Here is a 20714-nt window from a genome sequence, read left to right on the forward strand (position 1 = left end):
CCCTCATGCACCTCAACGACGGCAACAGCCTAGAGTCCCTGTCATGCACGGGTGACTTCAGCCGGCAGCTCGTAGCACAGCTGCGACAATCGGACCTGCCGCGTCGCCGCCGTGGCCGCCCTCCTCCGTCATGGCCGCGGCCGCCATGTCGTTGCGGAAACCGGTGAACCAGCTGTTGGACACCTCCTGGCCGTCGACCTCCGCGGAACCCGTCTTCGCGCCGATGTCCCCGCCGAGGCCCGCCATCGCCTTGACCGCCGTGCCCTGGGTCGCGGTCAGCTTCATCATCTGCTTCAGCTGGGAGGCGGTGGTGTACGGCAGCCCCTTCGCGGTGGCCAGTTCGCGGTCGTCGAGCTTCGGCGAGACCACGTAGGGCTGGCGGAACGCGCCGGTGATCGCGGTGGCCGTCACCGAGGCCATGTTCAGCGGGTTCATCTGGACCTGGCCCTGACCGATCGCGTTCGCCGCGCGGTCCGGGCCGCTGACGGCGGGCACCTTGCCGTCGAAGGAGACGATGCCGGTCTTCCAGTCCTCGCCGATCCCGAACCGGTTCTGGGCCTCCAGCGTCAGCGACTCGTCGGTGAGCGGCTTCTCGTCGATCAGCTTGATGAAGGCGGTGTTGCAGGACCGCATGAAGCTGTTGGCCAGCGAGGCGCCCTCGTTGGGCTCCATGCCGGTGAGGTTCTTGAAGGTCTGCCCCTGCCACACGGCGTCGGGTGGGCAGGGCGCCGGGCCGTTCATCGAGGTCACGCCGTTGTCGATGAGCATCGCGGCGGTGATGATCTTCATGGTGGAGCCGGGGGCCTTGGTGCCCTCGAAGGCCGCGTTGAAGGCGTCCGTACGGTTGTTGGCCACGGCCAGCACCTCGCCGGTGCTGGGCTTGACGGCGACGACCGACGACTGGCCGTACAGCTTCACCGCCTTCTCGGCGGCCGCCTGCGCGCTCCCGCTGATGGTGGTCTGGAGTCTGCCCGCCCTGCCCTCGGCGAGGGTCAGCAGCGAGGTGTCGGGGCTCTGGTCCGGGTGCTTGATGACCAGCTCGATACCGGGGGTGCCGCCGGCCTTGTCCCCGTACTTCTCGCGCAGCGCGTCCAGGACCGGGCCCAGCGAGGGGTACTTCTCCTTGGTCAGCACCTTGCCGCCGCGGTCCACCGCCTCGATGGACGGGTTCGCGGACTCGCCGGTGACGAGCCGGTCGTCCCGCTGGAGTTTCGGGTACACCACGGAGGGCTGCCAGTCGACGAGCGCCTTGCCGGTGGTCACCCCGCGCACGACGGTCAGCTTGCTGCGGTAGGAGAGCGGCTTCGACTTCCCGTCGTAGGACACCGTGGCCCTGACGCCGTACGGCACGGTCGCGCCGGTCGCCCGGCCGGGCGTGATGCGTACGTCGCCGATGTGCGCGTCCGCCCCGTAGGCCGTCAGCAGCACCTCGGCCGCCGTGTTGTTGTTCGTCAGCGCGGCCGCGCTCGCCGCGTCGCCCTTCTCCCAGGCGGCGAAGAAGCCCTTGGAGGTCTCCTTGATCTCGTCGGACGTGGGCGGCCCGCTCCGCTTGGCGTCCCCGACCCCGCCGCTGCCGTCCTCGCTCAACGCCGACACGAAGTTGTACGCCCCGTATCCGGCCCCGCCGACCATCACGGCGAACACCGTGCTGACGACAGCGACCTTCACCCCCTTGGCCATGGTCTGGCCCCCTCCCCGATTCCCCGTTGTTGTGGGCAGCCTAAGCGGGAGGTGTGACGAGCGGGGTAAGAGTTTTCTGATTGGTCGGAGCGGGTGCTCAATCACGTATGTGAATATCGGCCGCCTAGACCCAGGTGTCCAGCCACATCCGCGACCGCCACTCGTCGATCGGGATGCTCGTGCCGGTGTACAGCGGCCAGAAATAGATGAAGTTCCAGGCGATCAGGAGGACCAGGACACCCGCTGCCGTGGCGCCCGCCACCCGGCGGGTGTCGGAGGAGCGCGGTGGGCCGACCAGGGCGCCGATGAGCATCGCGACGGCGAGACAGAGGAAGGGCAGGAAGACGATCGTGTAGAAGAAGAAGATCGTGCGCTCCTGGTAGTTGAACCAGGGCAGGTACCCGGCCGCGATACCGCAGGCGATGGCACCCGCACGCCAGTCGCGGCGGAAGAACCAGCGCCACAGGACGTAGAGGATCGCGAAGCAGGCCGCCCACCACAGCAGGGGCGTGCCGATGGCCAGGACCTCCCGCGCGCACTTCCCGCCCGCGTCGGCCGGGCAGCCGTCGGTGCCGGGCGTGGGGGACTCGTAGAAGTACGAGACCGGGCGGCCGTCGACGATCCAGCTCCACGGGTTGGACATGTACGTGTGCGGCGAGGACAGGCCGACGTTGAACTCGTAGACCTCGTGCTCGTAGTGGATCAGACTGCGCCACCAGTCGGGCAGGAAGGTCCAGCTGCCGCCCTTGCCGTCGGTCGCCGCCCAGTTGCGGTAGTAGCCGCCGGTGCCGTCTGCGGGGGAGAGGATCCAGCCGATCCACGAGGCGAAGTACGTGACGACCGCGACCGGCACCATGGTCAGGAACGCGATGCCGAGGTCGTACTTGAGGACCGCCTCGTAGGGGCGGCGCGCGCCCGCGACCTTGCGGGAGCCGACGTCCCACAGGACCGTCATGATGCCGAAGGCGATGAGGAAGAACAGGCCGTTCCACTTGGTGCCGATGGCCAGGCCGAGGAGCAGGCCCGCCAGCCAGCGGTAGGGGCGCCATCCCAGGCGCAGGGTGTCCGCGATGTGCGCGTCGGGGCGCACGAGGCCGTAGGAGTCGGCCGGCAGCGCGGCCGCGAGTTTCTCCCGGGCCCGGTCGCGGTCCAGGACCAGACAGGCGAAGGCGGCCAGCACGAAGAACATCAGCACACCGTCGAGCAGCGCGGTCCGCGCCATCACGAAGGCCAGGCCGTCCACGGTCATCAGGGCGCCCGCCAGGCAGCCGAGGAACGTGGAGCGGAAGATGCGGCGGCCCACCCGGCACACGATCAGCACCGACAGCGTGCCCAGCAGTGCCGTCATGAACCGCCAGCCGAACGGGTCGAACCCGAACATCAGCTCGCCGAGCCCGATGACGTACTTGCCGACCGGCGGATGCACGACATAGGCGGCGTCCGTCGGCAGCGCCACATGCCCGTTCGAGGACAGGATCTGGCTGTCGACGTTCTTGCCCCAGCTGAGCTCGAAGCCGCGGTGGACGAGCGCCCACGCGTCCTTGGCGTAGTACGTCTCGTCGAATATCACCTTCTTCGGGCTGCCCAGGTTCCAGAACCGCATCACCCCCGCCACCAGCGTCACCAGCAGCGGCCCGAGCCAGCCCGACCAGCGCGTGGCCCGCTCGGCGAGCGCCCCGGGCACGCCCAGGACCTGCCACATCCGTGCCGAGGGCGCGACGAAGGGCGGCACCAGGCGCTCGCGCACATCGCCTCCGGCCTCGGCCGTGTAGCCGAAACGGCGCAGCCTCTGCTGCCACGACGGCCGCCGGTCCTGGGGGGCCTGGTCCTGCCGGGTGTCCGTGGAGGACGCGGTACTGGTCACCGCGCCATCGTAAGGAACGGCGCTGTGTGAGTCCCGTGCATGGGCGGATGCGTCTCGTTCGGGGTGCTGCTGGGAGGATGGGGGCGTGACTGGAACCCTTGTCTTGGCGGGCACCCCCATCGGCGACATCGCGGACGCTCCGCCCCGGCTCGCCGAGGAACTGGCCGGGGCCGACGTGGTCGCGGCCGAGGACACCCGGCGGCTGCGGCGGCTGACCCAGGGCCTCGGCGTGACGCCCAAGGGGCGGATCGTGTCGTACTTCGAGGGCAACGAGGCCGCCCGCACCCCCGAACTCGTCGAGGAACTCCTCGGCGGCGCGCGGGTGCTGCTCGTCACCGACGCCGGGATGCCGTCGGTGTCCGACCCCGGGTACCGGCTGGTCGCCGCGGCGGTCGAGAAGGACGTCCGCGTCACGGCCGTACCGGGGCCGTCCGCCGTCCTCACCGCGCTCGCGCTGTCCGGGCTGCCCGTCGACCGGTTCTGCTTCGAGGGCTTCCTGCCCCGCAAGGGCGGCGAGCGGCTCTCCCGGCTGCGGGAGGTCGCCGAGGAGCGGCGCACCCTCGTGTACTTCGAGGCGCCCCACCGGCTCGACGACACCCTCGCCGCCATGGCCGAGGTGTTCGGGGCCGAGCGGCGGGCCGCGGTGTGCCGGGAACTGACCAAGACGTACGAGGAGGTCAAGCGGGGGGAGCTGGGCGCCCTCGCCGAGTGGGCCGCGGACGGGGTCCGCGGGGAGATCACCGTCGTCGTCGAGGGGGCGCCCGAGAAGGGAGCCGGGGAGATCGACGACGAGGAACTGGTGCGCCGGGTGCGGGTCCGGGAGGAGGCGGGGGAGCGCCGCAAGGAGGCGATCGCCGCGGTGGCCGTCGAGGCCGGGGTCCCGAAGCGGGCCGTTTTCGATGCCGTCGTCGCCGCGAAGAACGCCGCCGGCCGACCCCCGGCATGAGGTGGGTCACACCCCCTCTGAGCAGGGCGCATGACTTCTGAGCGTGCGCCCCATGTGCGCGCAAAGCGGTGTCTCGGAATGCAAAGCTCCGCGGGGTCTGAGGGGCCGCTTCGGCAAGGAAAGTCCAAATCGGCTCCAACAGTCGACAGGCCTGTCGCCATCGGGTCCCGGGAGGCGTCCACTGGGGTGAGGGACGTACCCGTCCTTCGAACCAGCGGACACACAGGAGCTGGCATGAGCGAGATCGCAGGGCACCCCGGTGCTACAGCCGTCGTCAACGAGTCCTACTCCTTCGCCTGCATGCGCTGCGGGCACGGGTGGGAGCAGTCGTACGAGATAGAGCACCACATCGACGGCGACGGCCGGGAGTTCGTGCAGTACATGGTGGACGGGCGGATCGTGCCCTCGCCGCTCTCCAAGCCCGCGTGCGCGAACTGCGACCACCACGTCGTACGGATCATGCGGCCCGGCCGGGTCGCGTCCGCCCGTGACGCGGCGCACCGTCAGCACGGCACGCCCCCCGCCGGGCCCGTGGCGGCACCGAAGGCCGGCGACGGCGTCCAGGAGCCGGGCGAGGAACACCACTGGCACCTGTCCGACCTGCTGCACGTCTTCCAGCGCAAGGCGAGCTGACCGCACCGGAATCCGGGTGGGCATGCCCCTTTCGTAGGATCGGGGCATGCCTTCGAACAGCCCCCGCGAGAAGAACGCGGCCCCGCCGCTCCCGGAGCCCCTGCGGGTGCCGGTCGCCGACTCCCACACCCACCTGGACATGCAGGACGGGACCGTGGAGGAGGGGCTCGCGAAAGCCGCGTCGGTCGGGGTGACCACGGTCGTCCAGGTCGGCTGCGACGTGCGGGGCTCCCGGTGGGCGGCCGAGACCGCGGGCCGGTACGACGCCGTCCACGCCACCGTCGCGCTGCATCCCAACGAGGCGCCACGGATCGTGCACGGCGACCCCGACGGCTGGTCGAGACAGGGCGCGCGGCAGGCGGGGGGCACACCGGCGCTGGACGAGGCGCTCGCGGAGATCGACCGGCTGGCCGCACTCCCGCAGGTCAAGGGCGTCGGCGAGACCGGCCTCGACCACTTCCGCACCGGGCCCGAGGGCAAGGAGGCGCAGGAAGCGTCCTTCCGCGCCCACATCGAGATGGCCAAGCGGCACGGCAAGGCGCTCGTCATCCACGACCGCGACGCCCACGCGGACGTCCTGCGCGTGCTGAAGGAGGAGGGCGCCCCCGAGCGCACCGTCTTCCACTGCTACTCCGGTGACGCCGAGATGGCGGAGATCTGCGCGGCCGCCGGATACTTCATGTCCTTCGCCGGCAACGTCACCTTCAAGAACGCCCAGAACCTGCGGGACGCGGTGGCGGTGGCGCCTCTCGAACTCCTTCTGGTGGAGACCGACGCGCCCTTCCTGACGCCGGTGCCGTACCGCGGACGGCCCAACGCCCCCTATCTCATTCCGGTCACGGTGCGTGCCATGTCCGCCGTGCGCGGCATCGACGAGGACGCGTTGGCCACGGCACTCGCCGCCAACACCGCACGCGCCTTCGGATACTGAGGGAGCGTCACCTCTCTCGAACGTAACTCCGGGTAGCCGTGTCACTTTGGAGAGTGACGATCGCTCCGCTAGGTTCTGTGGGCCCGATCCGGACCCCTCTGGACCCCACGGCCCCTGGAGCGTGTCGGCGTGAGCAACGCGCAGTACGAGACATACGAGGCCTACGAGCCCTACGGCCCGACCGAGCCGTACGGGCCGCCGGCCCACGGCGGCGTCGACACGCCCTTCGCCGATCCGCGCACCGCGCAGACGCTCGCGTACGGGGTGCACGGGGCGCCGGACCCGGCGCTGACGCTGCCGTACGAGGACACGTACCGGCCCGCCTACGAGGCGGCGGCCCCGGAGTCCCTGCCCGTCCTGCGTCCCGCGGCGGGGCGGCGGGCGGCGCGCCGGCGCAGGGCGCGCTACTCCGAGCGGCCGGACAGCGCGATGCGCCGGCTGCTTCCGCAGGCGCTGGTCGTGGCGTTCCTCGCCGGCGGTACCACCGCGTTCGTCGCCAAGGACAAGGCGATCGAGCTGACCGTCGACGGCAAGCCCAGGACGCTGCACACCTTCGCGGACGACGTGAGCGAACTCCTCGCCGAGGAGGGAGTCGCCGTGGGGGCGCACGACGTGGTCGCGCCCGCGCCCGGCGAACAGCTCGCCAGCGGGGACGAGGTCGCGGTGCGGTACGGGCGTCCCGTGCGGCTCACCCTCGACGGGCACCGGCGTGAGGTGTGGACCACGGCCCACACGGTCGACGGGGCGCTCGAACAGCTCGGGGTGCGCGCGGAGGGCGCGTACCTGTCCACCTCGCGCTCCCGGCGGATCGGGCGGGAGGGGCTCGCGCTGGACGTACGGACCGAACGGTCCGTGACCATCATGGCCGACGGCCGGGCGCGGACGATCCGGACGAACGCGGCGACCGTGGCCGAGGCCGTCGAGGAGGCCGGGGTCACGCTGAGCGGGATGGACACCACCTCGGTGGCGCCGGGGAGTTTCCCCCGCGAGGGGCAGACCGTCACGGTGCTGCGGATCACGGGGTCGAGGGAGGTGCGCGAGGAGCAGATCCCCTACCGGGAGGAGCGGAGCGAGGACGCCTCCCTCTTCAAGGGCACGGAGGTCGTGGACCAGGTGGGGGTGCCGGGCGTGCGGCGGGTCACGTACTCCCTGCGGACCGTCAACGGGGTGCGGCAGAAACCGCGCCGGACCAGGGTCGAGACGGTCCGGGAACCGCGCACCCAGATCGTGCGCGTGGGGACGAGGCCGATGCCCACCTCCGTGCAGGGCGCGGACCACCTCGACTGGCAGGGCCTCGCGGTCTGCGAGTCAGGAGGGCGGCCGAACGCGGTGGACCCGTCGGGGACCTACGGCGGCCTCTACCAGTTCGACACCAGGACCTGGCAGGGCCTCGGGGGCTCCGGACGTCCCCAGGACGCACCGGCGACGGAGCAGACGTTCCGGGCGAAGAAACTGTACGTACGGCGAGGGGCGAGCCCCTGGCCGCACTGCGGCGGCCGTCTGCACGGATGAGCGGCCGCGACCGGCCCGCCACCGGCCCGCGGCTAGGCTGTCCACGTGAGCAGCCCCTCCCCAGACACCCTCCTCGGCCCCGCCGACATCCGCGAACTCGCGGCCGTCCTCGGCGTACGCCCCACCAAGCAGCGCGGCCAGAACTTCGTGATCGACGCGAACACGGTCCGCCGGATCGTGCGCACCGCCGGCGTCCGCGACGACGACGTGGTCGTCGAGGTCGGCCCCGGGCTCGGCTCGCTCACGCTCGCGCTGCTGGAGGCGGCCGACCTGGTCGTCGCCGTCGAGATCGACGACGTGCTCGCCGGAGCACTGCCCGCCACCGTCGCGGCCCGCATGCCCGACCGGGCGGACCGTTTCGCCCTCGTGCACTCCGACGCCATGCACGTCACCGAGCTGCCGGGCCCCGCGCCCACCGCGCTCGTCGCGAACCTCCCGTACAACGTCGCCGTACCCGTGCTGCTGCACATGCTCGACACCTTCCCGAGCATCGAGCGCACCCTCGTCATGGTCCAGGCGGAGGTGGCCGACCGGCTCGCCGCACCGCCCGGCTCGAAGGTGTACGGCGTCCCGTCCGTGAAGGCCAACTGGTACGCCGAGGTCAAGCGGGCCGGATCGATCGGCCGCACCGTCTTCTGGCCCGCCCCGAACGTCGACAGCGGACTCGTCGCGCTCACCCGCAGGACCGAGCCGATCAGGACCACCGCCTCGAAGCGCGAGGTGTTCGCCGTCGTGGACGCCGCCTTCGCCCAGCGCCGCAAGACCCTGCGGGCCGCACTCGCCGGGTGGGCGGGTTCGGCCGCGGCCGCCGAGAGTGCCCTCGTGGCGGCCGGGGTCTCGCCCCAGGCCCGCGGCGAGTCGCTCACCGTCGAGGAGTTCGCGCGTATCGCGGAGGCCGCGTCGTCCCGGGGGACGACCCCCCAGCCCCCGAAGGAGCCGGTCCAGCCGTGAGCGTCACCGTCCGCGTCCCCGCCAAGGTCAACGTCCAGCTCGCGGTGGGCGCCGCCCGCCCCGACGGCTTCCACGACCTGGCCAACGTCTTCCTCGCGGTCGGCCTCCACGACGAGGTGACCGTCACACCCGCCGACGGGCTCCGCGTCACCTGCGCCGGCCCGGACGCCGGCCAGGTGCCCCTGGACCGCACGAACCTGGCGGCCCGCGCGGCGATCGCCCTCGCGGAGCGCCACGGCCTGCAACCCGACGTCCACCTCCACATCGCCAAGGACATCCCCGTCGCCGGCGGCATGGCGGGCGGCAGCGCGGACGGCGCCGGTGCGCTGCTGGCCTGCGACGCGCTGTGGGGCACGGGCGCCTCCCGTACCGAACTGCTCGACATCTGCGCCGAGTTGGGCAGTGACGTGCCGTTCAGCCTGGTGGGCGGGGCCGCGCTCGGGACCGGACGCGGGGAGAAACTGCGCTCCCTCGACGTCGGCGGCACCTTCTCGTGGGTGTTCGCGATGGCGGAGCGCGGGCTGTCGACCCCGGCCGTCTTCCGGGAGTTCGACCGGCTCACCGCGGGCCTCGACGTCCCCGAGCCCGTCGCCTCCGAGGCGCTGCTCGACGCGCTGGCCGAGGGCGACCCGGACGCGCTCGCCGCCGCCGTCTCCAACGACCTCCAGCCCGCCGCCCTCTCGCTCTTCCCGGAACTGGCCGGCACCCTCGCGGCCGGCAGCGCCGCGGGCGCCCTCGCAGGGCTCGTCTCCGGCTCCGGCCCCACCACGGCGTTCCTCGCCCGCGACACCGTGTCCGCGGCACAGATCGCGGACGCGCTGCGCGCCTCCGGCACCTGCCGCACGGTGCGGGTCGCGTCGGGGCCCGCGCCGGGTGCGACGGTGATCGGGGCGTAGCGCGAGGGCGGTGAGGGGGGCGTCCCCGTCCGGCAGAAGGGGCGGGGCGGACGCGGGGCGAGGGGATGCCCGCGCGCCGGACTACCCTGGAGGGTCGATCGATCCCCCTGGGCAGGAGAGAAATGGCCGTCAATCTGGTCAATGTCGAGAACGTCAGCAAGGTGTACGGCACCCGTGCCCTGCTGGACGGTGTCTCGCTCGGCGTCTCCGAGGGTGATCGCATCGGCGTCGTGGGCCGCAACGGCGACGGCAAGACCACCCTGATCCGCATGCTCGCCAAACTGGAGGACGCCGACACCGGTCGCGTCACGCACTCCGGCGGGCTGCGGCTGGGCGTGCTCACGCAGCACGACTCCCTCGACCCGACCGCCACCGTGCGCCACGAGGTCATCCGGGACATGGCCGACCACGAGTGGGCCGGCAACGCCAAGGTCCGCGACGTGCTGACCGGACTGTTCGGCGGGCTCGACCTGCCGGGCTTCCCGCAGGGCCTCGACACCGTCATCGCGCCGCTCTCCGGTGGCGAGCGCCGCCGTATCGCCCTGGCCAAGCTGCTCATCGAGGAACAGGACCTGATCGTCCTCGACGAGCCCACCAACCACCTCGACGTCGAGGGCATCTCCTGGCTGGCCAAGCACCTGCGCGAGCGGCGCTCGGCGCTGGTGTGCGTCACCCACGACCGGTGGTTCCTCGACCAGGTCTGCACCCGCATGTGGGACGTGCAGAAGGGCGATGTCTTCGAGTACGAGGGCGGGTACTCCGACTACGTCTTCGCGCGTGCCGAGCGCGAGCGGATCGCCGCCACCGAGGAGACCAAGCGGCAGAACCTCGTCCGCAAGGAGCTGGCGTGGCTGCGGCGGGGGGCTCCCGCCCGGACCTCCAAGCCGCGGTTCCGGGTCGAGGCGGCGAATGAACTGATCAAGGACGTGCCGCCGCCGCGGGACAGCAGCGAGCTGATGAAGTTCGCCTCCTCGCGGCTGGGCAAGACGGTCTTCGAGCTGGAGGACGTCACCGTCCAGGCCGGGCCGAAGGTGCTGCTCAAGCATGTGACGTGGCAGCTCGGTCCGGGTGACCGGATCGGTCTGGTCGGGGTCAACGGCGCCGGGAAGACCTCCTTGCTGCGCGCCATGGCCGAGGCCGCGCGGACCGAAGGCGAGACCCAGCCCGCGGGCGGGCGGGTCGTGGTCGGCAGGACCGTCAAGCTCGCCTATCTCTCGCAGGAGGTCGCCGAGCTCAACCCCGCGCTGCGGGTGCTGGAGGCCGTCCAGCAGGTGCGGGAGCGCGTGGACCTCGGCAAGGGGCGCGAGATGACCGCCGGGCAACTGTGCGAGACCTTCGGCTTCAACAAGGAGAAGCAGTGGACGCCGGTCGGGGATCTCTCCGGCGGTGAGCGGCGGCGGCTGCAGCTGCTGCGGCTGCTGATGGACGAGCCCAACGTCCTCTTCCTCGACGAGCCCACCAACGACCTCGACATCGAGACGCTGACCCAGCTGGAGGACGTCCTCGACGGCTGGCCCGGCTCGATGATCGTCATCTCCCATGACCGGTTCTTCGTCGAGCGGACCACCGACCGGGTCTTCGCGCTGCTCGGGGACGCCACCTTGCGGATGCTGCCGCGCGGCATCGACGAGTACCTGGAGCGACGCCAGCGGATGGAGGAGGCGGCCGCAGCCTCGGCGCCCGTGGTGGAGAAGCCCGCCGGGAGCTCCGCCGATCAGCGGGCCGCGAAGAAGGAACTCCAGAAGATCGAGCGGCAGCTCGACAAGATCTCCGAGAAGGAGGCCAAGCTGCACGTCCGGATCGCCGACAACGCCACCGACTTCGCCAAGGTGGCCTCCCTCGACGCCGAACTGCGCGACCTCGCCGGGGAGCGCGAGGAGCTGGAGATGCGGTGGCTGGAGCTCGCCGAGGACGCGTGAAGGTGCGGCACATCCCCCTCGAACGACAGGAAAGCCAGGAATTCAGCACTTCCGGGACACTTCTCACCGGTAGGGGAAGCGCAACGTCGAACTAGCGTGTAGCTTCCGGGGGCATGAAGGGCGGGGGTGCTGGGAGAAGGCCTCTGCCTGTGCGGATCAGTGGGCATCCATAGTGGGGCATTCACGCGGATCCATGGGGGGACTGGGGGGTTGCTCGATGGGAGTTCGGCTCATGGTGGTCGACGACCACCGATTGCTCGCCGAGGCGTTGGCCTCGGCGCTGAAACTGCGCGGGCACCGGGTGCTCGCGGCGGCGGCGCCTGCCGCGGGGGCGGCGGAGCTGGTGATCAGCCGGGCGCCCGAGGTGTGCCTGCTGGGGACGGCCACGCCGGCCGAGCCGGGGATGTTCGACCCGGTCGTGAAGATCAAGCGGGAGCGGCCGCAGGTGGCGGTGCTGGTGCTGGGGCCGGTGCCGAGTCCTCGCGGGATCGCGGCCGCGTTCGCCGCGGGGGCCTCCGGTTATGTGCGGCACGACGAGCGGATCGAGGGCGTCGAGCGGGCGATCATGAAGGCTCGGGCGGGGGAGGCGGCCGTTGCTCCGCAGCTGCTCCAGGGGGCGTTCAGTGAGCTGCTGAATCCGGCGGCCCAGCCGGACGACGAGGGGCAGCGGTTGCTGCAGATGCTGACGCCCCGGGAGGTGGAGGTGCTGGTGCGGGTGGCCGACGGGGAGGACACGCGGCTCATCGCGGCGGGGATGGGGATAGCGCCGTCCACCGCGCGGACGCATGTGCAGCGGGTGCTGATGAAACTGGGGGTGGGGTCCCGGTTGGAGGCGGCGGCGTTGGCTGCGCGGACGGGGTTGCTGGACCGGGCGGGGCCTGTGGCGCAGCCGCCGGTTGCTGGGCCGTGACGCCGGTGGTGGCGGGCGTTTTTGCGCAGTTCCCCGCGCCCCTGGAGGGGCGGGTGGGTTGTGGGTCGGGGCCGGGGTGGGGGGTATCCGTCCTCGGTCCGGCGGCTCGGTCCCTCGAGTAGTGCCCTGTAACGGACGCCGGCCGCTGCGGGCGGACACCCCCCACCCCGTCCCCTTCTCGCCGTACCCGGCCAACGGTCCGTCGTGGCGTGCGTGACTTCACCCACTCAGGGGCGCGGGGAACTGCGCGATCAGCCACGACGGACGCGCAGTCGCCCCGCTAACCGAACCCCTAGGCGTCGTCGGGCTTCTCGTCCACCTTTGCAGGCGCCGCAGGCTTCAGCTTCAGCCAGATCAGGAAGAAGATGCCCAGGGCCAGCATGCCCAGGCCGGTCCAGAGGTTGATGTTGATGCCCTCCGACTTGTCGAGGGAGGAGTCGGAGGGGTTGATGCCGGCGATCGTCACGATGATGCCGTAGAGGACGAACAGGCCGCCGATGATGCGGCGCAGGTCGAAGATGCGGGCCGCGGTGGCCGACTTGGCCTGGAGCTCGGTGACTTCCCGCTGGACGTCGTGTTCGGACATGGTTCCTCAATCCTCCCGCGGTCAGAACGAGAACGGGATGTAGCAGGCGGCCGCGAGGACGATCGCACCCCAGCCCAGCAGGGCCGGCCTGCGGTACCAGGCGTCGTCCCCGACGGCGGGCGGCTCGGACATGCCGGGGGACGTCGTGCCGTAGACGAGGCCCTGGAGTTCCTCGGCGGGCTTGGGGGCCGTGAAGAGGGACACGGCGATCATGACCACCCCGCCGGCCACGAAGCCGACGATCGCCGAGACGAAGTTGGCGCCCTGGTCGGTGGGGATGTCGATGATGCCCTGCTTGTAGATCCAGAAGTAGTTCACCATCGCCGCGACCGTGCCGGCCAGCAGGCCCCAGAAGCCCGACTTCACGGACGCGCGCTTCCAGAACATGCCGACGATGAAGACGACGAACATCGGCACGTTGAAGAAGGAGAACAGCGTCTGGAGGTAGCTCATGATGTTCGAGAAGGAGGAGGCCAGGAAGGCCGTTCCGACGGACGCGCAGACGCCGATCACCGTGATCAGGCGGCCGAAGCGGACGTAGTACTCGTCCTCGCGGCCCTTCTCGACGTAGCGGCCCCAGATGTCGTTCGTGAACACCGTGTTGAAGGAGGAGACGTTGGCCGCCATGCCGGCCATGAAGGCGGCCAGGAGGCCCGTCACCGCGATGCCGAGGACGCCGTTCGGCAGGAGCTGTTCCATCAGGTACGGGATGGCGTCGTTGTACTGGTAGCCCGAGTCGGTGGTGCCGAAGCCGGGGATCAGGGCCGCCGCCACCAGGCCCGGGATCATCACCAGGAACACGATGAAGATCTTCGGGTACGCGGCGATCAGCGGGGTGCGCTGGGCCGCGGAGAGGTTCTTCGCGGAGAGCGCTCGCTGGACCTCCGCGAAGTTCGTCGTCCAGTAGCCGAAGGACAGCACGAAGCCCAGTCCCAGCACGATCGTCAGCCAGTTCGCGCCCAGCGGGTTCGCGCTGCCGATGCCCGTGCCGCCCCACGCGGTCGTGAAGTTCGCCCCGTGCTGCGCCGTCAGTTTGTCCGTGAGGCCGCCCCAGCCGCCGACCTTCTTCAGGCCGAGGACGACCAGGGGGATCAGGGCCGCGAGGATCACGAAGAACTGGAGGACCTCGTTGTAGATCGCGGAGGAGAGGCCGCCGAGGGTGATGTAGGCGAGGACGAAGGCGCCCGCGACCACGATGGCCACCCATTGCGGCCAGCCCAGCAGGGCCTCCACGACGATCGCCAGGGCGTAGAGGTTCACGCCGGCGATCAGGATGGCCGCGAAGGCGAACAGCGCCGAGCTGAGCAGGTGGGCCCACTTGTCGAAGCGCAGCAGGAGCATCTCGGGGACCGAGCGCACCTTGCTGCCGTAGTAGAAGGGCATCATCACCAGGCCGAGGAAGACCATGGCCGGGATGGCGCCGATCCAGTACCAGTGGACCGTGTAGGCGCCGTACTGGGCGCTGTTGGCGGCCATACCGAGGATCTCCGTCGCCGCCAGGTTGGCTGAGATGAAGGCGAGACCCGTGATCCAGGCCGGCAGTGAGCGGCCGGAGAGAAAGAAGTCCAGGCTCGTCTTCACCGACCTGCGGGCCGCGAAGCCGATGCCGAGGACGACGACGAAGTAGATGCCGAGGATCGTGTAGTCGAGCCAGTTGGTGGGGAGCCGGAGCTCGGCAGCCAGGTATGCGCCTTTTGTGGGGGATTGCATAGTCAGCAATTGAACACCTCGACTGATGCGCTTTGTTTGATTCCGATGTTGACGTGGGTGGGCGGTTATGGTTACTTGTGTTTAGTTATGTTTGAGTGAAGGAGTCCAGCGGTGAAGAAGACCTCGACCCGGCTGGCCGACGGTCGCGAGCTCATCTACTACGACCTGCGCGACGACACCGTCCGCGACGCCGTGGACCGACGTCCGCTGGAGCGGACTGTCACCACGTCCGAGGTTCGTCGGGATCCGCTGCTCGGCGACTCCGTGGCCATCGCCTCGCACCGACAGGGGCGCATCTACCACCCGCCGAAGGACGAGTGCCCGCTGTGTCCCTCGCAGGGTGAGCGACTGAGCGAGATCCCGGACTCGTCGTACGACGCCGTGGTCTTCGAGAACCGTTTCCCCTCGCTGGCCGGCGACTCGGGGCGCTGTGAGGTCGTCTGCTTCACCTCCGACCACAACGCCTCCTTCGCGGATCTGACCGAGGAGCAGGCGCGGCTCGTCCTGGACGCATGGACCGACCGGACGTCGGAGCTGTCGCATCTGCCCTCCGTGGAGCAGGTCTTCTGTTTCGAGAACCGGGGTGCGGAGATCGGTGTGACACTGGGTCACCCGCACGGCCAGATCTACGCCTACCCCTTCACCACCCCACGCACCGCCCTGATGCTGCGTTCTCTCGCGGCCCACAAGGAGGCGACCGGAGGGGAGAACCTCTTCGACGCCGTCGTGGAGAGCGAGCTCGCCGGCGAGCGGGTCGTCCTGGAGAGCGAGCACTGGGTCGCCTTCGTGCCCTACGCGGCGCACTGGCCGTACGAGGTGCACCTGTATCCGAAGCGCCGGGTGCCGGACCTGCTCGGGCTCGACGAGGAGGCCCGCACAGAGTTCCCCAAGGTCTATCTGGAACTCTTGAGGCGCTTCGACCGGATCTTCGGGGAGAACGAGCCTCCTACGCCCTACATCGCCGCCTGGCACCAGGCGCCGTTCGGGGCGCTGGAGGAGTTCGAGGGCGTGAGCCGTGACGACTTCGCCCTGCACCTCGAGCTTTTCACCATTCGTCGTACGTCCGGCAAGCTGAAGTTCCTCGCGGGCTCCGAGTCGGGCATGAACGTCTTCATCAACGACATCCGTCCGGAGGCCGCGGCACAGCGACTGCGAGAGGTAGCGAGTTCATGAAGTACCTGGTGACAGGTGGCGCGGGGTATGTCGGCGGGGTCGTGGCCCAGCATCTGCTGGAGGCGGGGCACGAGGTCGTCGTCCTCGACAACCTCTCCACCGGCTTCCGCGAGGGCGTTCCCGCCGGGGCCGCCTTCGTCGAGGGCGACATCCGCGACGCGGCCAAGTGGCTGGACTCCTCCTTCGATGGCGTGCTGCACTTCGCCGCGTTCTCGCAGGTCGGCGAGTCGGTCGTGAAGCCCGAGAAGTACTGGGACAACAACGTCGGCGGGACCATGGCGCTGCTCGGCGCCATGCGCGAGGCCGGCGTGAAGAAGCTCGTCTTCTCCTCCACCGCCGCCACCTACGGGGAGCCCGAGGAGGTGCCGATCGTCGAGTCCGCGCCGACCCGGCCGACCAACCCCTACGGCGCCTCCAAGCTCGCCGTCGACTTCATGATCACCAGCGAGGCGAACGCCCACGGCCTCGGCGCGGTGTCCCTGCGCTACTTCAACGTCGCCGGCGCCTACGGCGACCAGGGCGAGCGGCACGACCCCGAGTCGCACCTCATCCCGCTGGTCCTCCAGGTCGCGCAGGGCAGGCGCGAGGCGATCTCCGTCTTCGGCGAGGACTACCCGACCCCGGACGGCACCTGCGTCCGCGACTACATCCACGTCGCCGACCTCGCCGACGCCCACCTGCTGGCCCTGAAGGCGGCGACGCCGGGCGAGCACCTCATCTGCAACCTCGGCAACGGCGAGGGCTTCTCCGTCCGCCAGGTCATCGAGACCGTCCGCCAGGTCACCGGCCACCCGATCCCCGAGGTCGTGGCCCCGCGCCGGGCCGGCGACCCGGCCACCCTGGTCGCCTCCGCCGCCACCGCCCGCGAGAAGCTGGGCTGGAACCCGTCCCGCGCGGATCTCGCGGGGATCGTCGCGGACGCCTGGAAGTTCGCACAGAGCATCGCAAGGGAGCAGTAGTGGCGGCACAGCAGGTCCGGGACGGTTTCACCGAGCTGTACGGAACCGAGCCCGAGGGGGTCTGGTCGGCACCGGGCCGCGTCAACCTCATCGGTGAGCACACCGACTACAACGACGGCTTCGTGATGCCCTTCGCGCTGCCGCACACCGCCGTCGCGGCCGTCTCCCGGCGCACGGACGGCGTCCTGCGGCTGCACTCGGCCGACGTCGAGGGCGGTGTCGTCGAGCTGCGCCTGGACGACCTCGCCCCCGAGAGCGACCGGAACTGGACCGCCTACCCGGCCGGTGTCGTCTGGGCACTGCGCGAGGCCGGGCACCCGGTCACCGGCGCGGACGTCCATCTCGCCTCGACGGTCCCGGCGGGTGCGGGCCTGTCCTCCTCGGCGGCCCTGGAGGTCGTCGTCGCGCTCGCGCTGAACGACCTGTACGACCTCGGCCTCCAGCGCTGGCAGCTGGCCCGGCTGTGCCAGCGCGCCGAGAACGTCTACGTCGGCGCCCCCACCGGGATCATGGACCAGACGGCCTCCGCCTGCTGCGAGACCGGCCACGCCCTGTTCCTCGACACCCGGGACCTCTCCCAGAAGCAGATCCCCTTCGACCTCGCCGCCGAGGGCATGGTCCTGCTCGTCGTCGACACCCGCGTCAAGCACGCCCACAACGAGGGCGAGTACGGCAAGCGCCGCGCGGGCTGCGAGCGGGGCGCGGCCCTGCTGGGCGTGGACGCGCTGCGGGACATCCCCTACGGCGAGCTCGACGCGGCCCTCAAGAGGCTCGGCGACGACGAGGAGGCCGTACGCCTGGTGCGGCACGTGGTCACCGAGGACGAGCGGGTCGAGAAGGTCGTCGCCCTGCTGGAGTCGGGCGAGACCCGCGCGATCGGCCCGGTGCTGATCGCGGGCCACACCTCGCTGCGCGACGACTTCCGGATCTCCTGCCCGGAGCTGGACCTGGTCGTCGACACGGCCCTCGCCTCGGGCGCCCTGGGCGCGCGGATGACCGGCGGCGGCTTCGGCGGCTCGGCGATCGTGCTGGCGGAGGCGGCCGACGTGGAACCCCTCACCAAGGCAATCCAAGAGGCTTTCGCCGCAGCGGAGTTCACCGCTCCGCGGGTGTTCGAGGCAGTGCCCTCGGCAGGGGCGCGACGCCTGGTCTGAGACCGGCTGACCGCTGTTTTGCCCGGCTTGATCCGAACTTGGGGAAAGCCGGGCCTCTCCCTGACATACGCCCCAGTAGCGTCGGAGCGTGAGTCGAGGGCGTCTTCGCATCCTGTCGGCGATCGGCATCGGCTGCTACGCGCTCGCCGCGATCGTCGGCTTCTTCCTCCTGGCGGACGACCAGGGCTACGGACTCCTGGTGCCCCTGTGGATCGCGCACGGGGTGCTCCTCGCCCTGCTGCTGACGAGGCTGTGCGCGGACGAGACGGGCCTGACCGCGGCGCTGCTGGTGGTCGGGGCCTCGCTGGTGGCCGTGTACATCGCCGACCTGGCCCGCGACGACCTCACCCTGGAACGGCGGGGCGAACGGGTCACCGCCACCGTGGTCAGGGACTGGCCCGCCCCGGACCGGGGGCGCGAGGCGGACACCTACGACTACGCCCTCGCGCGCCGCGACGGCACCAGGCTCCCGGGCCCCGCCCTGCGGGCCGGATCCGGCCGCTTCGCCGTCGGGCAGAGCGTCACCGTGCTCGCGGACCCCGAGGGCGTCCTGCGTCCCCGGATCCCGGGCGACACGGACGCGACCGGTGACGTCCTGGGGGTGGGGGTGTGCGCGCTGATCGCCCTGGGCATCGTCGCGGCCACGGGCCGCCGGGGCGCGACCGTCGCCCGGCGGCGGGAGGAGCGGGCCAGGGTCGAGGAACAGGAGCACACGCTCCGCGAGGCACTGCGCACGGCCTCGGCCGACGACCACGGCTTCGTCGAGGTGCATCCCGCGCACTACCCCGACGTCCCCCACCGTCGCGCGGCCGGCATCGCCGGGGAGCTGGGTCTGCAGCCGGCGGACGAGCCCGGCTCGTGGCGTTTCAGACGGTGAGGTGCTTGGTGAGGGTGTACTCCGTGCCCCCCGGCGGATAGTCCGGGATCACACACACCACCTCGTACCCCTGCTTCTTGTAGAACTCCGGCGCCTGGAAGTCCCAGGTCTCCAGGCGTACGGAGGTGCAGCCCCGCGCGCGACGCGCCATCCGCTCCGCCCGTGCGAGCAACTGCGAACCCAGGCCCGTCCCGCGGTGCCGCTCGTCCACCCACAGGTAGGTCACGTGCAGCCAGCTCGTCCAGGTGTGGCCGACCAGCCCGCCCGCGAGGGCGCCGGAGTCGTCCAACGCCCAGACATGGAGCGGAAGTTCGCGTTCACCTGGGGTTCCGCGCAGCGCCCGCAGGACCGGGGAGGCGGCCGTGTTGGTGTCCCGCAGCCGTTTGCGGAGCAGATCCTGCCGGGCTTTGTCGACTTCTGTCTCCAGACGAAACATGCGGCTCACCATAAACGCAGCGGACAGCCAGTTCTGCAAATAACCTTCCGCTCCTGCCCCCCGGCCGTACCCTGATGAACAGCACCGGTGGGGGCCGGTGCTGATCAGGGGGCGAGACGGTCGGGTACGACGCCCGAAGTGGGGGTAGCAGTTCTTGCGCGGCGGCGGCCGTGCGGCCATCGTGCTTCGGGCGGTCGTACCCGCGGCGGTGTCGTCTCCCGAGTCGTCCTCAGACGAAGACGATGGGGTATCCCCTGCTCTTCGAGAGCTTGGGGAAGGGGGTTTCGTGGTTCGCATCCGAGTCCTGGTCGTCGACGACCATCGCATCTTCGCCGAGTCGCTCGCCGCCGCGCTGGCGGCCGAGCCCGACGTGGAGGTCTCCGCGGCCGGCAGCGGTCCCGCCGCGCTGCGCAGTCTGGAGCGCGCGGCCGCCGAGGGCCGCCGTTTCGACGTGCTGCTCGTCGACGCCGATCTGGGCGGCAACGTCCAGGGCATCAGGCCCGCCGTGTCCGTGCCGGACGGCGGCGAGGAGGGCCTGGTCGACGGCATATCGCTGGTCGCCGGGGTCCGTACGGGGCAGCCGGCGGTCCGGATCGTCGTGCTCGCCGAGAAGGACGATCCGCGGCGGGCCGCGCTCGCCCTGCAGGCCGGCGCCTCGGGCTGGGTCGCCAAGGACTGCTCGCTGTCCCGGCTGCTCACCGTCATCCGGGGGGTGCTGCGCGACGAGACCCATCTGCCGCCCGCCCTGCTCACCGGTGTGCTCAGGGAACTCACCGCCGCCCGCAAGCACCGCACCGAGAGCGAGCGGCTGGTGGAGTCCCTCACCCCGCGCGAGCGGGAGGTGCTGCGCTGCATGGTCGCCGGCCTGGGCCGCAAGGCCGTCGCCGAGCGGCTGTTCCTCTCGCCGCACACCGTCCGCACCCATATGCAGAACGTCCTCGGCAAGCTGGGCGTCCACTCCACCCTGGCCGCCGTCGCCCTGGCGCGGCGCGCGGGCGTGGGGCCGGTCGACCTAGCCGGGGATGTTGTCGAACGGGGCGGTCAACTGGCGTAGCAGCCCGGCCAGTTCGCCGCGCTGGGCGCGGGAGAGCTCGGCGAGGATCGCGCGTTCCTGTTCCAGCAGACCGGCGAGGGCCTGGTCCGCGCGGTCCTTGCCGTCCTCCGTGAGCCGGACCAGCACCCCGCGTCGGTCGCTCGGGTCGGGCAGCCGCTCCACCAGGCCCTTCTTGGCCAGCCGGTCGATGCGGTTGGTCATCGTGCCCGAGGTGACCAGGGTCTGCGTCAGCAGCTGCCCCGGGGAGAGCTGGTACGGCGTCCCCGCGCGCCTGAGCGCGGTCAGCACGTCGAACTCCCAGGGCTCCAGGCTGTGCTCCGCGAAGGCCAGCCGGCGTGCCCGGTCCAGGTGCCGGGCCAGTCTGCTCACCCGGCTGAGCACCTCGAGCGGTTCCACGTCGAGGTCAGGGCGCTCCCGGCGCCACGCTGCGACCAGCCGATCGACCTCGTCCTCCATGACGATCAGTGTAGTGGTTGTGTCGATGTGAAGTCTCTTGATGTGAAGTCTCTTGACATCAAGATAA

At 70.9% G+C, this 20714-nt stretch carries 19 protein-coding genes; 13 read left to right on the forward strand and 6 right to left on the reverse strand.

Annotated elements, in window-relative coordinates; genetic code table 11:
* Positions 1-57: 57 nt before the first annotated feature.
* Both AQI94_RS37820 and AQI94_RS37825 read right to left on the reverse strand, forming a co-directional pair.
* Positions 58-1680 carry a penicillin-binding transpeptidase domain-containing protein gene (locus AQI94_RS37820; protein WP_031049025.1) on the reverse strand — a complete coding sequence of 541 codons (1623 nt, stop codon included), beginning with the start codon at positions 1678-1680 and terminating at the stop codon, positions 58-60.
* 124 nt (positions 1681-1804) lie between these two features.
* Positions 1805-3544 carry a dolichyl-phosphate-mannose--protein mannosyltransferase gene (locus AQI94_RS37825; protein WP_031049027.1) on the reverse strand — a complete coding sequence of 580 codons (1740 nt, stop codon included), beginning with the start codon at positions 3542-3544 and terminating at the stop codon, positions 1805-1807.
* Between the two features lie 85 nt (positions 3545-3629).
* Between AQI94_RS37825 and rsmI the strand changes: the two genes are divergently transcribed.
* From rsmI to AQI94_RS37865, 8 genes are all read left to right on the forward strand, one after another.
* Positions 3630-4490 (forward strand): 16S rRNA (cytidine(1402)-2'-O)-methyltransferase, encoded by an 861-nt coding sequence (gene rsmI, locus AQI94_RS37830; RefSeq protein WP_031049028.1) that lies wholly within the window; start codon positions 3630-3632, stop codon positions 4488-4490.
* A gap of 234 nt (positions 4491-4724) precedes the next feature.
* Positions 4725-5123 carry a hypothetical protein gene (locus tag AQI94_RS37835; RefSeq protein WP_031049030.1) on the forward strand — a complete coding sequence of 133 codons (399 nt, stop codon included), beginning with the start codon at positions 4725-4727 and terminating at the stop codon, positions 5121-5123.
* Positions 5124-5169: 46 nt separating this feature from the next.
* On the forward strand, positions 5170-6054 hold the full coding sequence (locus AQI94_RS37840) for a TatD family hydrolase (protein WP_031049032.1): 885 nt from the start codon (positions 5170-5172) through the stop codon (positions 6052-6054).
* 129 nt (positions 6055-6183) lie between these two features.
* Positions 6184-7566 (forward strand): resuscitation-promoting factor, encoded by a 1383-nt coding sequence (locus AQI94_RS37845; RefSeq protein WP_062230190.1) that lies wholly within the window; start codon positions 6184-6186, stop codon positions 7564-7566.
* Between the two features lie 45 nt (positions 7567-7611).
* Positions 7612-8517, forward strand: coding sequence for a 16S rRNA (adenine(1518)-N(6)/adenine(1519)-N(6))-dimethyltransferase RsmA (gene rsmA, locus AQI94_RS37850; RefSeq protein ID WP_051832537.1), 906 nt, complete (start codon positions 7612-7614; stop codon positions 8515-8517).
* Positions 8514-9413, forward strand: a complete 900-nt coding sequence (locus tag AQI94_RS37855) for a 4-(cytidine 5'-diphospho)-2-C-methyl-D-erythritol kinase (protein WP_031051793.1) — start codon at positions 8514-8516, stop codon at positions 9411-9413. Before rsmA ends, AQI94_RS37855 begins: the two co-directional genes overlap by 4 nt.
* Before the next feature lie 122 nt (positions 9414-9535).
* Positions 9536-11332, forward strand: a complete 1797-nt coding sequence (locus AQI94_RS37860) for an ABC-F family ATP-binding cassette domain-containing protein (protein ID WP_031051791.1) — start codon at positions 9536-9538, stop codon at positions 11330-11332.
* Positions 11333-11549: 217 nt separating this feature from the next.
* Positions 11550-12242: a helix-turn-helix transcriptional regulator gene (locus AQI94_RS37865; RefSeq protein ID WP_031051790.1), complete on the forward strand. Its 693-nt coding sequence runs from the start codon at positions 11550-11552 to the stop codon at positions 12240-12242.
* A gap of 292 nt (positions 12243-12534) precedes the next feature.
* Here the strand turns inward: AQI94_RS37865 and AQI94_RS37870 are convergent, their stop codons facing one another.
* Together AQI94_RS37870 and AQI94_RS37875 are read right to left on the reverse strand one after the other, a co-directional pair.
* Positions 12535-12828, reverse strand: a complete 294-nt coding sequence (locus AQI94_RS37870; protein ID WP_031042111.1) for a hypothetical protein — start codon at positions 12826-12828, stop codon at positions 12535-12537.
* Positions 12829-12849: 21 nt separating this feature from the next.
* Positions 12850-14538, reverse strand: coding sequence for a sodium:solute symporter family protein (locus tag AQI94_RS37875; protein ID WP_031042114.1), 1689 nt, complete (start codon positions 14536-14538; stop codon positions 12850-12852).
* A gap of 111 nt (positions 14539-14649) precedes the next feature.
* On the opposite strand from AQI94_RS37875, the gene galT reads away from it, so the two are divergent.
* From galT to AQI94_RS37895, 4 genes are all read left to right on the forward strand, one after another.
* Entirely contained in the window at positions 14650-15711 is a 1062-nt protein-coding gene (gene galT, locus AQI94_RS37880; protein ID WP_031042118.1) for a galactose-1-phosphate uridylyltransferase, read from the forward strand.
* Entirely contained in the window at positions 15708-16670 is a 963-nt protein-coding gene (gene galE / locus AQI94_RS37885) for a UDP-glucose 4-epimerase GalE (protein WP_031042121.1), read from the forward strand. Before galT ends, galE begins: the two co-directional genes overlap by 4 nt.
* A complete protein-coding gene (gene galK, locus AQI94_RS37890) occupies positions 16670-17824 on the forward strand; it encodes a galactokinase (protein ID WP_031042124.1) in 1155 nt (384 codons plus the stop codon). The genes galE and galK overlap by 1 nt, the downstream gene beginning before the upstream one ends.
* Positions 17825-17912: 88 nt before the next feature.
* The gene (locus tag AQI94_RS37895; protein ID WP_031042126.1) at positions 17913-18701 is read left to right on the forward strand and encodes a hypothetical protein; all 789 of its coding nucleotides are present in this window, start codon (positions 17913-17915) and stop codon (positions 18699-18701) included.
* Here AQI94_RS37895 and AQI94_RS37900 read toward each other — a convergent pair.
* Entirely contained in the window at positions 18691-19149 is a 459-nt protein-coding gene (locus AQI94_RS37900; RefSeq protein WP_031042129.1) for a GNAT family N-acetyltransferase, read from the reverse strand. The genes AQI94_RS37895 and AQI94_RS37900 overlap by 11 nt on opposite strands.
* A 274-nt stretch (positions 19150-19423) precedes the next feature.
* Here AQI94_RS37900 and AQI94_RS37905 point away from each other — a divergent pair, with 274 nt between their 5' ends.
* The gene (locus AQI94_RS37905; RefSeq protein WP_031042132.1) at positions 19424-20191 is read left to right on the forward strand and encodes a LuxR C-terminal-related transcriptional regulator; all 768 of its coding nucleotides are present in this window, start codon (positions 19424-19426) and stop codon (positions 20189-20191) included.
* On the opposite strand, the gene AQI94_RS37910 is transcribed toward AQI94_RS37905, so the two are convergent.
* Positions 20150-20647 (reverse strand): MarR family winged helix-turn-helix transcriptional regulator, encoded by a 498-nt coding sequence (locus AQI94_RS37910; RefSeq protein ID WP_007382615.1) that lies wholly within the window; start codon positions 20645-20647, stop codon positions 20150-20152. The genes AQI94_RS37905 and AQI94_RS37910 overlap by 42 nt on opposite strands.
* Positions 20648-20714: the final 67 nt, after the last annotated feature.

It is taken from the genome of Streptomyces pseudovenezuelae, assembly GCF_001513955.1.
GTDB lineage: Bacteria > Actinomycetota > Actinomycetes > Streptomycetales > Streptomycetaceae > Streptomyces > Streptomyces pseudovenezuelae.